This is a genomic window from Flavobacterium sp. ST-158 (assembly GCF_058309975.1).
Window position 1 is genome coordinate 66,785 of sequence record NZ_JBZEEN010000014.1, and the last position, 15,267, is coordinate 82,051.

General features: G+C 34.0%; 10 protein-coding genes and 1 tRNA gene. 9 read left to right on the top strand and 2 right to left on the bottom strand.

Going from position 1 to position 15,267, the window contains the following annotated elements:
- Window positions 1-46 precede the first annotated feature (46 nt).
- The 3 genes from AC4FRF_RS16510 (at window position 47) to AC4FRF_RS16520 (ending at window position 3,045) form a co-directional block, all read left to right on the top strand.
- Entirely contained in the window at window positions 47-826 is a 780-nt protein-coding gene (locus AC4FRF_RS16510; protein ID WP_491161226.1) for a TatD family hydrolase, read from the top strand.
- Between the two features lie 61 nt (window positions 827-887).
- Window positions 888-2,030 (top strand): 1-acyl-sn-glycerol-3-phosphate acyltransferase, encoded by a 1,143-nt coding sequence (locus tag AC4FRF_RS16515; RefSeq protein WP_491161228.1) that lies wholly within the window; start codon window positions 888-890, stop codon window positions 2,028-2,030.
- Window positions 2,014-3,045, top strand: a complete 1,032-nt coding sequence (locus tag AC4FRF_RS16520) for an asparaginase (protein WP_491161230.1) — start codon at window positions 2,014-2,016, stop codon at window positions 3,043-3,045. The genes AC4FRF_RS16515 and AC4FRF_RS16520 overlap by 17 nt, the downstream gene beginning before the upstream one ends.
- Here the strand turns inward: AC4FRF_RS16520 and AC4FRF_RS16525 are convergent.
- The gene (locus AC4FRF_RS16525) at window positions 3,042-4,274 is read right to left on the bottom strand and encodes an MFS transporter (protein WP_491161232.1); all 1,233 of its coding nucleotides are present in this window, start codon (window positions 4,272-4,274) and stop codon (window positions 3,042-3,044) included. The genes AC4FRF_RS16520 and AC4FRF_RS16525 overlap by 4 nt on opposite strands.
- Window positions 4,275-4,364: 90 nt before the next feature.
- Here AC4FRF_RS16525 and AC4FRF_RS16530 point away from each other — a divergent pair, with 90 nt between their 5' ends.
- From AC4FRF_RS16530 to AC4FRF_RS16540, 3 genes are all read left to right on the top strand, one after another.
- Complete coding sequence (locus AC4FRF_RS16530) at window positions 4,365-5,237, top strand: LysR substrate-binding domain-containing protein (RefSeq protein ID WP_491161234.1); 873 nt, start codon at window positions 4,365-4,367, stop codon at window positions 5,235-5,237.
- A gap of 95 nt (window positions 5,238-5,332) precedes the next feature.
- Window positions 5,333-5,419, top strand: a tRNA-Ser gene (locus AC4FRF_RS16535).
- Window positions 5,420-5,547: 128 nt separating this feature from the next.
- Entirely contained in the window at window positions 5,548-7,017 is a 1,470-nt protein-coding gene (locus tag AC4FRF_RS16540; RefSeq protein WP_491161235.1) for a hypothetical protein, read from the top strand.
- 39 nt (window positions 7,018-7,056) lie between these two features.
- Here the strand turns inward: AC4FRF_RS16540 and AC4FRF_RS16545 are convergent, their stop codons facing one another.
- Complete coding sequence (locus AC4FRF_RS16545) at window positions 7,057-8,055, bottom strand: GntR family transcriptional regulator (protein ID WP_491161237.1); 999 nt, start codon at window positions 8,053-8,055, stop codon at window positions 7,057-7,059.
- A 318-nt stretch (window positions 8,056-8,373) separates the two neighbouring features.
- Between AC4FRF_RS16545 and AC4FRF_RS16550 the strand changes: the two genes are divergently transcribed.
- From AC4FRF_RS16550 to AC4FRF_RS16560, 3 genes are all read left to right on the top strand, one after another.
- Window positions 8,374-9,705, top strand: a complete 1,332-nt coding sequence (locus AC4FRF_RS16550) for a BNR repeat-containing protein (RefSeq protein WP_491161239.1) — start codon at window positions 8,374-8,376, stop codon at window positions 9,703-9,705.
- 39 nt (window positions 9,706-9,744) lie between these two features.
- Window positions 9,745-12,870: a beta-galactosidase, LacZ type gene (gene lacZ / locus AC4FRF_RS16555; RefSeq protein ID WP_491161240.1), complete on the top strand. Its 3,126-nt coding sequence runs from the start codon at window positions 9,745-9,747 to the stop codon at window positions 12,868-12,870.
- 65 nt (window positions 12,871-12,935) lie between these two features.
- The gene (locus AC4FRF_RS16560; protein ID WP_491161242.1) at window positions 12,936-15,101 is read left to right on the top strand and encodes a glycoside hydrolase family 43 protein; all 2,166 of its coding nucleotides are present in this window, start codon (window positions 12,936-12,938) and stop codon (window positions 15,099-15,101) included.
- Window positions 15,102-15,267: the final 166 nt, after the last annotated feature.

Here is a 15,267-nt window from a genome sequence, read left to right on the forward strand (position 1 = left end):
TAAATTTTAAAAAACTTTGCAATTTTGCATCCTTAAAACAGCAACATTGGAAGCAAAACCCATAATTACCGATACCCACACGCATTTATACAGCGAAGATTTTAATGAAGACAGAGACGAAATGATGCAACGCGCCTTAGCGGCTGGTGTGACTCGTTTTTTTATTCCAGCCATCGATTCGGCTTATACGGCTGCAATGTATGATTTGGAACAAAAATATCCAGAAAATGTTTTTTTAATGACTGGTGTGCATCCAACCCATATTAAGGATAATTATCTGGACGAATTACAGTTTGTAGAAACAGAATTACAAAAAAGAAAATTCTATGCTATTGGCGAAATTGGGATTGACTTGTATTGGGACAAAACCCATTTGAAAGAACAACAACTGGCTTTTAAAAAGCAAATCCAATTGGCAAAACAATACCAATTGCCAATTGTGATCCATTGTCGTGAAGCTTTTGACGAAGTTTTTGCGGTTTTGGAAGAAGAAAAAGCAGATGACTTATTTGGAATTTTTCATTGTTTTTCGGGGACATACGAACAAGCTTTGCAGGCTTTGTCTTATAATATGAAATTGGGGATTGGTGGTGTAGTGACTTTTAAAAATGGAAAAATCGATCAGTTTTTGAATAAAATTGATTTAAAACACATCGTTTTAGAAACGGATGCGCCTTATCTGGCTCCTGTTCCTTTTAGGGGCAAAAGAAATGAAAGTAGTTATTTAGTAAACGTAATTGATAAATTATCACAGATTTACGGAATTTCTGAAACCGAAATTGCTCAAATAACAACTGAAAATTCGAAAGCAATTTTTGGGATTTAAAACATAATTCGCTAAAATTTAATATTTTTTTTGTTCATTTGTTTTTCTAATAATACCAATAATGCAAAAGTTTGACGAGATTCGGCCTTATTATGATTCCGAAATAAATAAAGCCATAAAAAAAGTGATTCATCATCCGATGTTGAAGTCATTGATGAATTTTTCTTTTCCTGATGTAGCCGATGAAGCTTGGAAAGAGCAATTGTTGAAAACACATTCTATTCGTGATTTTCAGTGTAATTTTATCTACCAATCCGTTCAAAAAGTATTAGAGAAAAGTTCGGAAGGCTTGATGACTTCTGGTTTTGAGCATTTAGAACCTAATACGTCTTATTTGTTTATCTCTAATCACAGAGATATTTTATTAGATACAACCTTGCTTAATGCTACTTTGTTTGAGCATGATTTAGTCATGACAGCTTCGGCTATTGGTGACAACTTGGTCAAACAACCTTTTTTGAATGTTTTAGCAAAGTTAAATCGTAATTTCTTGGTAAAAAGAGGTTTAGGGCCAAGAGAAATGTTGCAAAGTTCAAAAACATTGTCAGAATATATCAGTCAGTTGTTACAACACGAAAATCGTTCGGTTTGGATTGCACAGCGTGAAGGAAGAACTAAAGATGGAAATGATGCTACTAATCCGGGAGTTCTAAAAATGATTGGAATGGCTTCAGACGAAGCTAATTTAATGGATTATTTCAAAAAATTGAAGATTGTTCCAGTTTCTATTTCTTATGAATATGATCCTACTGATGCTTTAAAAATGCCTCAATTATTAGCAGAGGCAAATAATGAAGTCTACGTAAAAGAAGAGAATGAAGATTTTATGACCATTTTAAGTGGCGCATTGGGACAAAAGAAACGTATCTTTATCCATATTGGAAAAGTTTTAGACACTGAAATTGATACTATTGTTGCAGAAAATGACAATGTAAATAAGCAAATTCAAGCCTTAGCACAAGCTATTGACGATTCAATTTTGAGTAGCTATAAGTTGTGGCCAACCAATTATATTGCTTATGATATTTTGAATAATACCAATAAGTATTCGGATAGATATACTGATTCTGAAAAAGCAGTTTTTGAACGCCGACTTGAAAAACGTATCGATGCAGCTAATCCTATTGCGCTACAAGGAATTTTAGCTATGTATGCTAATCCAGTAGTCAATAAACTCAAATATACCCATGAACTCAAGGACTAAAATTCTTTTAATTTATACTGGAGGAACCATTGGAATGCGAAAGGACTTAAAAACCGGAGCATTAAAAGCGTTCAATTTCAGTAAATTGCTACAAAGAATTCCTGAGTTGAAACAATTGGATTGTGAGATTGAAACTATTTCATTTCAGAATCCAATTGATTCTTCTAATATGAATCCAAGCCAGTGGGCAGCCATTGCTAGGATTATTGAATCCCATTATTCTCAATTTGATGGTTTTGTGGTACTTCATGGTTCAGACACTATGTCTTACACGGCTTCGGCTTTGAGTTTTATGCTTGAGAACTTAGCTAAACCAGTAATTTTAACTGGTTCGCAACTGCCTATTGGTGATTTGCGTACTGATGCCAAGGAAAATTTGATAACAGCCATTCAACTCGCTTCTTTGCAAGAAAATAAGGGTCCTGTAATTCAAGAAGTTTGTCTTTATTTTGAATATAAATTATACCGAGGCAATAGAACCACAAAAATTAATGCCGAAAATTTCAATGCTTTTTGTTCTCCAAATTACCCAGCATTGGCCGAATCTGGGGTGTATTTGAATCTCAAACCCGAATTGTTTTTAGCAACAGCAAGGGAGAAAGCATTAATAGTGCATCAATCTTTAGATAGTAATGTGGTTATTATAAAAATGTTTCCTGGTATTTGTGAAAGTGTTTTTAATGCAATCTTAGCAATTCCGTCACTCAAAGGAATAGTTTTAGAAACCTATGGAGCAGGAAATGTTACTACCGAAGATTGGTTTATTCTAGCTTTAACAAATGCAATACAAAAAGGATTGGCAGTAATTAATGTTACGCAATGTTCTGTAGGAAGTGTGAATATGGGGCAATATGAAACAAGTTCAGCCATGAAGCAAATAGGCGTAATATCTGGAAAAGACATTACTACCGAAGCAGCTATAACTAAATTGATGTTTCTTTTGAATCAAAATATTCCTGCTAAAGATTTTAAGACTGTTTTTGAAACTTCGCTTCGAGGAGAAATATCTCTTTAATTTTTATAATGAACAGGGCAAGTTTGTAATTCGCTACTGGTTTTTTGTTTTTTATAATAAGAATAGATCAATACCGAAAGCAAACAAATAATTCCCTGAATAGCTACAGTAGTTCTTGTTCCAATGAAATGAGAAACATAACCAATTAGTAAACTCCCTACAGGAATCATCCCTTGATAGGCCATTAAATAATAACTAATACTTCTGGATCGCATGTGTGAGGCACTGTGAGTTTGAATAAAAATGTTTATGGATGAGGTTTGTCCCATCATTCCAATGCCGCTAAAAACCATACAGATAAGTGTTAAAATCAGACTGTTAGAAAGGGCTAAAACGATTATGCTAATACCTAATAATACGCTTGCTATAAGCATTGTTTTGTCTATTTTTTCTGCCGATTTTAAATTGGCTAAATAGATTGCTGAAACAATGGAACCAATTCCTGCTGCACTTTCAAACCAACTGAAAGTTTGCGCATTTCCATTAAAAATGTCTTTGGCAAAAACAGGCATTAAGGTATTAAATGAGATTACAAATAAACTGCTACATGCTAGCATTAAAAGCATTTTACCCATTTCATTTTCTTTCTTAATATAATCTAGTCCTTCTATAAAATCATCAAGCATACTCAGTTTGTTGGTTGCTTTAGTGTAAGGTTTGATTCGCATTAAAAGCAATGAAATTAATACGGGAATATAGCTTAAAAAATTACCAATAAAACAGATGTCTTCACCATATTGATGTAAAATAATACCAGCAAAAGCAGGTCCTGCAATTCGGGCAAAATTGGTGATGGTAGAGTTTAAAGCAACAGCATTAGCTAAATCCTCTTTGTTGTCTACAATATCCACCATCATGGTTTGGCGACAAGTCATATCAAAAGCATTGATAATTCCTTGGATGAGACTTAAAGCCAATATGAAAGTGATGTTGTAAATTTTTAAATAAATCAATAAAGCCAAAGTTCCCGCCTGTAGCATCGCTAAGCTTTGTAGCACAATCATACTGCGGTGTCTGTTGTAACGTCCTATAATGCTTCCAGCTAACGGTGCTAGAAATAAAGAAGGAATCATACTTAAAAAAGTAGCCAATCCTAATAAGAAAACTGATCCAGTAACGTTGTATACCATCCAACTTACGGCTGTTTTTTGCAGCCAAGTACCGATAACGGATACTGATTGTCCGTAGAAAAAAAGTTTATAATTTCGGGATTGTAAAGCTTTGAACATGATTTTATTTCTTTGATACAAAGTTCGTAATTATGAAATAATTAGAAAAATTAATAATTTTACTTAATATGATTATTTAAACTTATCAATATGGAGGTTTTTCAACTGCATTATTTTGTAAAATTAGCTGAAGTTTTGCATTTTACGCAGGCTGCTGAGGCTTGTTTTGTAACGCAATCAGGCATGTCTCAACAAATAAAAAAGTTAGAAGAAGAACTAGGTATGCCTTTGTTTTTGCGTACTGGGAAAAAAGTACAATTGACCGAAGCCGGTTTTGTTTTCTTGCAACATGCTAAACGCATACTAGATGATGTGGAGATTGGAAAACAAGCTATTGACGATTTGAATGAATTAATAGGTGGCGAACTAAGAATTGGAGTTACTTATATTTTTGGATTATTGGTATTACCTGTGGTACAGGATTTTGCCAAAAGATATCCTGATTTAAAAATTATTGTAGAATACGATTCAACTGAGCCCTTAAAACAGAAATTAATCAACAATGAATTGGATATGGTTTTGGTGCTTTCGGCTAATGATATACCAATGCCGATTCAAAAAATTCCTTTGTTTACTTCTAAATTGGTTATGGCTGTAGCCAAGACAAATCCGTTGGCAAAACTAGAAAGCATTCCGTTTCTAAAAGTAGATGAAATTCCGCTTATCCTGCCTTCAAAAGGCTTTAGTTCCAGAGAGTATTTGGATAATTTATTTCAGAAATTCAATATGAAACCTAAAATTTCAATAGAACTAAATGCTATTCATGCGCTATTAAAAATTATTGAAAATAGCCATTGGGCAACTATTGTTACCGAAAAAGCAATAAAAGATTGGGATACTATAAAATCGATACAGCTTCAAGGTATTGATGTAGAACGAAATGCTTTTATTTTAACAGTTAGAAACACCTATCGAAAAAAAGCAATTAATTTGTTTATTGATGCCTTTAAAAAGAATTTTTAATCAAAAGCAGCTTTTTTTTGAATCAAATTGGCACAATAATTATTGAAATTTACTTTTCTAACTCAATTTTTTTTGTGTTATTTGCAATCCTAATTAGAGAGGTGTCCGAGTGGTTGAAGGAGCTAGCCTGGAAAGCTAGTATGTGGGTAACTGCATCGAGGGTTCGAATCCCTTTCTCTCTGCTGATTGAAATTTAAACCTTAAGAACATCTGTGTTTTTAAGGTTTTTTTGTTTTTTTGAGTTGCCTTGAAATGTTGTTTCTTTTGGCATTAAGGAGATAGAAAGCGAACGGCTTCAAATATTCGTATTATGAAAAAGATACAATTGTTAGTTTTTCTTATAAGTTTTAATCTCTGTGCGGTATTACATGCACAGATTAAGACATTTGAAATTATTCCTCAATTTCCAATACCTGGAGAACAGTTTACTATTTCTTATAATCCCGCATCAACTAATTTAAAAGAGGCTACTGCTATTTCTGGAGTCATGTATATTTATGATAATTTCAAATGGATTGTCAAAGATTTTTCCTTAGTAAAAACTAGGCTAGGTACTTGGGAAACCAGAGAACAACTTTCAAGTGAAGCAGCAGTAATTTGTTGTGTTTTTAATTCGGATTCTAAAATTGATAATGGAGGGAAAGACACCTATTCTTGTTTGTTAGAACAATCAAAGGGTGCTTATATAGGTTGGACGATGTTGCATTCGGCTGCTTTTCAAAAAGAAATTCCAGTTAAAGTTGATGCTGCATCATACGTTAAAGATTCAGTGGCATTTCAATGGTTAAAGTCCGAAATAGTGCATCATTCTCAAAGTCGCTTAAATGCTTTTTATCAGTTGTTAGTGCTACATAAAATAGTTGAACCAACCACTGCTCAAGAATGTATTAAAAGCGAATTACGTTATGTTTTATCGCATCAATTGGATAATCAACAGCAGTACAATGTTCAAAAAACTTTAGCACTGTTAGAGTCTGCAAAGAACAAAGTCTTTGTAGATTCTGTTCAAAAAGTGTTAATTAAGAGCTATCCAAAAGGAGTTTTAGCTAGAGACTTAACATTGAAAAAAATCTTTTTAGAACCTAATCTGATTTCAAAGGCAAATCAGTATTTTGATTTTGTAACTAAATTTCCAAAGCCTAATTTTGAAGATGTAAATACAGAAGCTGAAAATTTGTATAATGATAAAATATATAAATCTATTATAAACTACGCCATTAAAAAAAATGACGACTTTTCGATAGTAATGAATAGCTTAAAGGAGTTGTCGTTTGCTAGTTTAATTGATTTTAGTAGGGATTTAATATCAGTTCCTTTTAATAATAAAAAAACTTCTGTTGCAATTTTAAATGTTTTTGCATCTTCAATAATTTCTGAAATTGAAACCAGAGCGTTTTATGTGCCTAAAGAGTATCGAGAAAAACTTTCTTTAAATCAATGGCGAAAGTTGGTGCTTACAAACGCGGCTCCTGAATATTTTACGTATGCCCAAATTTTAGATAAACTTCAGAAATATAAGGAATCTCAAAGGTTGTTAGAAAAAGCTAGACAGGAATATGGATATGAAAATGCTTTTTTTAATGAAGTTTATTATCAAATGCTAATCCGTAATGCTAAAATTTCTGAAGCTAAAAATTATTTCGAATTCAGTGTTAAAGAAAACAAAGTTACTGCTGTAATGTTAGTTTTGGCTAAAAAAAGTTTTCTAAAAGAAGGTGGAAATGCATCTGATTTTGAGAATTATTTGAAATCGTTACAGATGGAAGAAAAAAAACCATAAAAAAATCTCTGAAAGGATTGTTGTTTTAGCGTTTTTTATTTACAATGAACTTCTCATAATCAAACTACATTTATTTTCTATTTGTTCTTTTTTCTGATTGAGTATTAATTCGGCAAGAATCCGTCCCATTTCTTTAAAATCAGTAGAGATAGTAGTAATTCCTTCAGCGACTACTTTTTTAAGAGGGGTGTCGTTATAGGAAATGATGCCGAAATCAGTTCCGATGTTCAGTTCTTGTTTTTTGGATTGTTCTATTACGTTTACCAAATGGCGGTCGTCTGGAATAATATAAAGGTCGCCGTTTTGAATTTCGTTGGTTTCAAAATTGGTGATGATATCATAATGCAAGTGATATTTTTGGCAAAAATCGATAAAACCATCTCTCATCCCTATAGGTTGTTTGTAACTGGAAAAAATCAGAATGAGTTTTTTGTATTTATCAATTTTGGTTTTTCCAGATTCTAGCGCATTGAAAATATCCTTATGGTGGTTTTGATGAATAGAAGGTAAATGTTTTAGTTCAGGATTGGTTTGATCTAAAATAAAAACATCTTCTTGCGGCAGCGTTTTAATTACCGAAGCAACATTAGCTAAATTGGTAGGCATAATAATGTATTTGGAATAATTTCCATTATTGTCATGAACGAGTTTTTTGAAAACTTCAGGATTGAAATAATGGAAAAAAGTATCTATCTGAGCCTTCCGGTTAATGGTTTCCAAAAAAGAATTATAAAGATCTTCTTTGAAAGCATTCAATTCGTCAAACAATAAAAAGATGCGTTGCTCAAAACTAAAATCTTCGCTTTTTACATAGTAGCCTTTTCCTAAAATGGCATAAATGATTCCTCTTTTTTTAAGCTCATCATAAGCCAGTAGTACTGTATCTCTGGATATACCAAATTCGAGAGAAACCTTATTTACCGAAGGTAATTTGTCTCCTCTTTTAAGACGTTTCTCGGCTATGGCAATTTCAACAGACAGAATAATCTGTTTGTATTTTGGGAGATGTTGTCTTTTGTTGATGGAAATTATCTTCATGTGAAAATTTTGAGCTGTTAAATATAAAAAATAACTGGTATATAGTGGTATGCTTGTAAATAAGATTTATAAAAAAGAAAACCTTCAAGACTGTATTCTTAGGCTTTTAAGTGTTAATTTAGAGAGTTGTTTGTGTAATGGAGCGTTCATCTGGTAGCTAATATTAAAAACCGGTTGGCACTGGTTTGTTTTAATGATGGTAGTAGTTACATTTGTTAGTTAGTTGGTAAAAATAGTATTGAAAAAAAATAGATTTGCTATTTTTTCTAAAATTTGTTTAGCAAAAGGTTGTAAGGTAAAGAAAAGTAAAAACGTAAGATGATAAGAAAAAATCGATTGGTAAAGGGGAGAAGAAACTATAAAAACTACTTTTTAATACTTTTCTTAGTTGCTGCTGTAGCCAATGCACAATTAAAAACCAAATTGAGTTCAGTTGGATTGGGCTGGAGTAATAATTCGGTTAATACAGTGATTTTTAGGAACAGTACGCTAACTACTTTTAAAGGAATTCAATATACGGCTTATTATAATCCGGAAGGGAAAATGGTTCTGGCAAAGCGTAAACTGAAATCTAAAAAATGGGAAGTAGTGGTTACGCCTTATAGCGGAAATGTAAAAGATGCTCATAACGATATTAGTATCGCCATTGATAGCGAAGGCTATTTACATGCGAGCTGGGATCATCATGATACCCGCCTACGTTATGCCAGAAGTAAAAAACCTTTTAGTTTGGAATTAGGAGCCGAACAAGCAATGACGGGTCAGGATGAAGCTAAAGTAACCTATCCGGAATTCTATAATTTACCCAATGGGAAATTATTGTTTTGTTACCGTTCCGGAGCTTCAGGAAGAGGAAATATGATCATGAAATTGTATGATGTAAAAACTCAAAAATGGACAGCATTACAAAATAATTTAATTGATGGCGAAAATCAACGTTCAGCCTATTGGCAAATTTGCGTAGGCGAAAAGGGAATCTATATTTCCTGGGTATGGAGAGAAAGCTGGGATGTATCTACTAATCATGATATTTGTTATGCTTTTTCTGCCGATGGTGGACAAACTTGGCAAAAATCAACAGGAGAAAAATACCAATTACCTATCACTAAAGATACTGCTGAAATTGCCTGGGAAGTGTCTCAAAACAGTAGCTTAATCAATCAAACAGCTATGACCGTGGACGCACAGGGCAATCCATTTATTGCTTCTTATTGGGACAACTACGGAGTACCACAATACAAGGTGGTTTATTTGGCAGCAGGAAAATGGAATTTGATCAATACTGATTTTCATCATAACTCATTTGCATTAGGAGGAGGAGGAACGAAAAGAATCCCAATTTCGCGTCCAGAGATTTTAGTTAATAAATCGATGTTGTATTTGTTGTATCGCGATGAAGAACGAGATAATAAAATAACATTGGCCTATACTAATTTAGACAAAAAACAATGGGAACTTCAGGATGTTAGTCGATTTACCGTTGGACAATGGGAGCCTAATTTTGATAAGGAATTATGGCAGGAACAAAAGAAATTACACATTTTTTCTCAAAATGTAAGTCAGGCTGATGGCGAAGGATTAGCAAAAGTAGATCCACAACCTGTACAAGTTTTAGAATTGAAAAAGCTACCTTTAATTCGAAGCAATTAACACTCAAAAAGAATACTAAAAACCTCTAAAATAAACAAAATGAAAAGAAGATTGATTTTGTCGCTTTTGCTAATCGTGCAGTTCATAACAGCACAGCAACAACAAAATGAATGGGAAAACCCAACTATAATTGATAGAAACAAAGAAGCAGGGAGGGCTACTTTTGTTTTGTATCAAAATGAAAGTATAGCGACTACTAATAAACCGGAAGCTTCCTCTTATTACAAAAGTTTAAATGGAGATTGGAAGTTTAACATTGTTAAAAGACCAGCCGATAGACCTCAGGATTTTTACAAAGTAGGTTTAGATGAAAGTAAATGGAATACTATTGCAGTGCCGTCTAACTGGGAAATGCAGGGATTTGATATTCCTATTTACACCAATATTGTCTATCCTTTTCCTAAGAATCCACCTTTTGTAAACAATGAATACAATCCGGTGGGAAGCTACAGAAAAACATTTACGGTACCAGGCAACTGGACTGGCAAAGAAGTGTTGTTGCATTTTAATTCTATTTCGGGTTATGCAAGAGTGTTTTTGAATGGTAAAGAAGTGGGGATGACCAAAGCTTCAAAAACAGCAGCCGAATTTGATGTGACTTCATTTTTGCAAAAAGGAGAAAATCTTTTGGCAGTACAAGTGTTTCGTTGGCATGACGGAAGTTATTTAGAAGATCAGGATTTCTGGAGGCTGAGTGGTATTGAGCGTGATGTGTATTTGCAAGCAACTCCTAAATTGACCATTTGGGATTATTTTTTAAATGCCGATTTGGACGAAAATTATACCAATGGACTTTTTAAAACAACCGTACAATTAAGAGCTTTTCAGCAAAATAAAATCAAAAATGCCAATCTAAGTTTGACTTTATTAGATGCTCAGGGCAAAAAAGTATATAGTGAAACTAAAAAAGTAACCGCAGCAACTAAAGAAGTTGTTTTTAGTTCGACTATCAATAACGTGAATAAATGGAGTTCAGAAACACCTTATTTGTATAGCTATATTATCAAATTAGAAACTGCTAATCCTGCTGAAAACTCGGTGATTTATCGCAAAGCAGGTTTTAGAAAAGTGGAAATTAAAAACGCTCAACTTCTGGTAAACGGAAAGGCAATCTTAGTTCGTGGCGTGAATATTCATGACCATCATGAAACCAAAGGACATGCACCTGACAGACCAACGATGCGTAGAGATCTGGAATTGATGAAACAAAATAACATCAATGCTATCAGAATGAGTCACTATCCTCACGATCCGTATTTATATGAATTATGCGATGAGTACGGAATGTATTTGGTCGACGAGGCTAATATTGAAACCCACGGAATGGGTGTGGATGGACAAAATATTTCTGCTGAGACTAAACATCCTTCTTATGTAACGATGTGGTTCCCTGCTCATTTGGACAGAATTCAACGTATGTTAGAAACCGATAAAAATCATCCTTCGATTATTATCTGGTCTATGGGTAATGAATGTGGAAACGGACCTATTTTTTATGAAGCTTACAAATGGTTGAAAGCCAGAGATAATTCGCGCCCGGTTCAATTTGAACAAGCCAGAGAAAATGAAGATACCGATATTGTAGCGCCAATGTATCCAAGTATCAAGTACATGAAAGAATACGCTGCTGCCGACAAACCAAGACCTTTTATCATGTGCGAGTACTCACATGCAATGGGAAATAGTAACGGTAATTTTCAGGAATATTTTGATATCATCAACAGCAGTCCGCACATGCAAGGTGGATTTATCTGGGATTGGGTAGACCAGGGAATTAAAACCAAAGACGAAAACGGAACGGTTTTCTATGCTTACGGAGGTGATTTAGGTGGAAAAGATTTGCAAAATGATGATAATTTTTGTGCTAATGGATTGGTGAGTGCTAATAGAATGCCACATCCGGGATTAGCTGAAGTAAAAAAAGTATATCAGGATATTTTATTTAGTTTAAAAGGGACAAGCCAATTAACGATTAAAAATATTTTCCATTATACCAATTTAAATCAGTACCAATTCAAGTTTGAATTAGTGAAGAATGGCGTTGTAGTTCAGGAGAAAACATTCGATGTCGATTGCGCTCCCGAGAAAAGCACAACTATTGATTTGCCTGTTGAAACCTTAACTGAAAAAGGAGAATATTTCTTAAATGTCTATGCTTACACCAAAACAGCAACAGATTTGGTTCCGGCGAATCATGAAATTGCCAGAGAGCAATTTGCTATTGGGAAAGGAAATTTCTTTGCTGAAAAAGTAGTTGATAATTCGAAAAAGAAAGAATTAAAAATCAAGAAAAAAGGCAATGAATTGTCTTTTGAAACCAAGGCAATTGCTGGAACTTTTGATTTAGCTAAAGGAGAAATTAAAAGCTATAATTTTAAAAACGAAAGTGCTGAAGTTATTACTAATTTCCCAACACCTTATTTCTGGAGAGCACCAACAGATAATGATTTTGGGAACAAAATGCCAGAACGATTAGCTGTTTGGAAAGACGCTCATTTAAATCCAGAAGTAAAATCGGTTACAGTAGGAAAACAAACCGATTTAGGATTGCCTATTGATGTGCAATATGTATTGGCTGGAGCCAATGCAGCTTATACCGTAAATTATTTAATTCAAAATAACGGTGAAATCAAAGTAACTGCCAGCATTGATATGACCGATAAAAAATTACCAGAAATTCCACGTTTTGGAATGCGTTTGCAACTTCCAGGAGCTTTTGAGAACTTGAATTATTACGGTCGTGGGCCATTAGAAAATTATTCCGATAGAAAAACGGCTTCTTTTGTTGGGACTTATGAAGACAAAGTAGCGAATCAATTTGTATGGGAATACATTCGTCCACAGGAATGCGGATATAAAACGGATACGCGTTGGTTTTCTTTGCAAAATGCAAAAGGTTTAGGCTTGAAAATCACAGGAGAACAAACCTTAGGTTTTAGTACTTTAAATGTTTCTACGGAATCTTTAGATCCAGGAAAAACGAAAGATCAACGTCATACTAATGATGTAAAAATACAAGACAAAGTATATGTACATGTAGATTTAGCACAACGTGGTTTAGGAGGGGATAACAGTTGGGGTGCATATCCACATTCTCAATATTTACTTAGAGCTCCTAAATACAGCTATAGTTATACGTTGAGTTTGATGAATTCCAATAAATAATATAATTAACGCCTTGGACGAGATTATCAAAAAATAATTGCTCCAAGGCGTTATAGTTACTACCTATGAAACAAATAAAATCCACTTTTTTAACAATTTCGATAAGTCTGATTCTGGTTTTCTTTTCTTCTTGTAAAGTCACTAAGAGCGCAGTTGACCAAAAAAATACAAGCGCATACTTGTTTGTGTATTTTACTGGAAATGCCAAAACAGATGAAGCTATTCGTTTTGCATTGAGCAAAGACGGTTATAATTTTTATGCTTTAAATGACAATAAACCCGTAATTGCTTCGGAAGTAATTAGTACAACCGGAGGTGTTCGCGATCCACATATTTTAAGAGGTGCTGACGGCGTTTTTTATATGACAGTTACCGATTTACAAACTGCCAATGGTTGGGAAAACCAAGCGATGGTACTTTTAAAATCGACGGATTTAGTTCATTGGACGTCTTCTAAAGTAGATATTTCTAAAACTTTTGAAAATTTCAAGGACGTAAAGAGAGTTTGGGCACCGCAAACTATTTACGATACAAAGGCTAAGAAATACATGGTCTATTTCTCGATGTTGCAACCAGGAGGAACGGATATTGTGTATTATGCTTATGCCAATAAGGATTTTACCGCTTTAGAGACTGTGCCAACACAATTGTTTGTTAGTCCTATCAATCGTTCTTGTATTGATGCCGATATTATAGAAAAAGACGGAAAATTTCATTTGTTTATGAAAACGGAAGATGAAAAAGACAAAGGTATAAAAGTGGCTGTTTCTGATAAATTAACATCTGGATATGTGTTGCAAGAGGGTTATGTGGATCAAACCAATGAATCGGTGGAAGGTTCGGGAGTTTTTAAACTAAACAATTCCAATACTTATATTTTGATGTACGATATGTACCGAAAAGGGAATTATCAATTTACGTCATCAACTGATTTGAAAAACTTCAAAGTGATTGATGAGAACGTTTCAATGAATTTCCATCCAAGACATGGTACTGTTTTACCCATTACGAAATCAGAAGCGCAATCCTTAATTGATGCTTTTGGATGGTTTCCAAATGGAGAAATTGCTGGAGCGCAATCGGAAGCTATTAAACAAAATAACATTGTTGTTGATGTCAAAAACAAAACAATGTTACTTCCTGTAAAAAACGGAACTAATTTAGCACATTTTGATCCAGAATTCAAAGTTGGTCAGGGTGCGTCAGTAATTCCTTCAGGAGCGCAGGATTTTTCAAAACAAGCTGTAAAATATGATTTTGATATGGGTGGTTTGGGTAAGATGTCTTTTGATGTCACTGCTGTTATTCGCAACAATCCATCATTAGCAGGCTATTATGCTGACCCGGAAATTTTGTATTCTAATAAAGATAATCGTTTTCATATGTATCCTACCAGCGATGGATTTACGGATTGGAGTGGCAATTATTTCAAAAGTTTCTCCTCTGCTAATCTGGTAGACTGGACGGATGATGGCGTGATATTGGATTTTAAAAAAGATGTCTCCTGGACTGATAAAAATGCATGGGCACCTGCAGCAGCCGAGAAAAAAATAAACGGACAATATAAATATTTCTTTTATTATACCGGGGAGGCAAAAATAGGCGTAGCAGTGAGTGATAATCCTCAAGGTCCTTTTACGGACATTGGAAAACCATTAGTTGCTACTAAACCAAACGGAATTACCAGAGGACAAATAATAGATCCAGATGTGTTTAACGATCCTGTTTCTGGGAAAAGTTATTTGTACTGGGGGAATGGTTTTATGGTAGGAGCCGAATTGAATGACGATATGATTTCGTTGAAAGAAAATACGCTTACCGTTCTAAAACCGGATGGAACTTTTAGAGAAGGGACAGAGGTTTTTTACCGAAAAGGCAAATATTATTTCCTATGGTCGCAGGATGATACCCGAAGTGAAAATTATAGAGTACGTTATGCCACTTCCGATTCTCCATTGGGAAAATTTACAATACCGAAAGACAATTTAGTTGTTGCCAAAGATCCTTCGCAAGGAATTTATGGAACCGGACATAATTCGGTGATTCAAATTCCGGGTACAGATGAATGGTATTTGGTGTACCATCGTTTTACGATTCCTAAAGGTATTGAAATGGGACGCGCTGCCGGATTCAATAGAGAGGTGTGTATTGACCGCATGTATTTTGACGAAGAAGGAAATATTATTCAGGTAAAACCAACTTTAGAAGGGATTCAACCTCTAAAAAAATAAATTTTAAATATTATTTAATCTTTGCAGTATAATAAAGTTTTAATTTTAGACTTTGTTATACTGCAATTAATTTTTATATACATGAAAACATGGACATGCTAACTTAGCCATCACAGAAAGTTAAGAAATAATCTTAATTTTAACCTATGAAACAAGTCCGCAAAAT

Bases quoted from the DNA above. Each gene is read 5' to 3' on its own strand.
- AC4FRF_RS16515 (WP_491161228.1), top strand. From the start codon at position 888: ATGCAAAAGTTTGACGAGATTCGGCCTTATTATGATTCCGAAATAAAT.
- AC4FRF_RS16520 (WP_491161230.1), top strand. From the start codon at position 2,014: ATGAACTCAAGGACTAAAATTCTTTTAATTTATACTGGAGGAACCATT.
- AC4FRF_RS16525 (WP_491161232.1), bottom strand. From the start codon at position 4,274: ATGTTCAAAGCTTTACAATCCCGAAATTATAAACTTTTTTTCTACGGA.
- AC4FRF_RS16530 (WP_491161234.1), top strand. From the start codon at position 4,365: ATGGAGGTTTTTCAACTGCATTATTTTGTAAAATTAGCTGAAGTTTTG.
- AC4FRF_RS16540 (WP_491161235.1), top strand. From the start codon at position 5,548: ATGAAAAAGATACAATTGTTAGTTTTTCTTATAAGTTTTAATCTCTGT.
- AC4FRF_RS16545 (WP_491161237.1), bottom strand. From the start codon at position 8,055: ATGAAGATAATTTCCATCAACAAAAGACAACATCTCCCAAAATACAAA.
- AC4FRF_RS16550 (WP_491161239.1), top strand. From the start codon at position 8,374: ATGATAAGAAAAAATCGATTGGTAAAGGGGAGAAGAAACTATAAAAAC.
- lacZ (WP_491161240.1), top strand. From the start codon at position 9,745: ATGAAAAGAAGATTGATTTTGTCGCTTTTGCTAATCGTGCAGTTCATA.
- AC4FRF_RS16560 (WP_491161242.1), top strand. From the start codon at position 12,936: ATGAAACAAATAAAATCCACTTTTTTAACAATTTCGATAAGTCTGATT.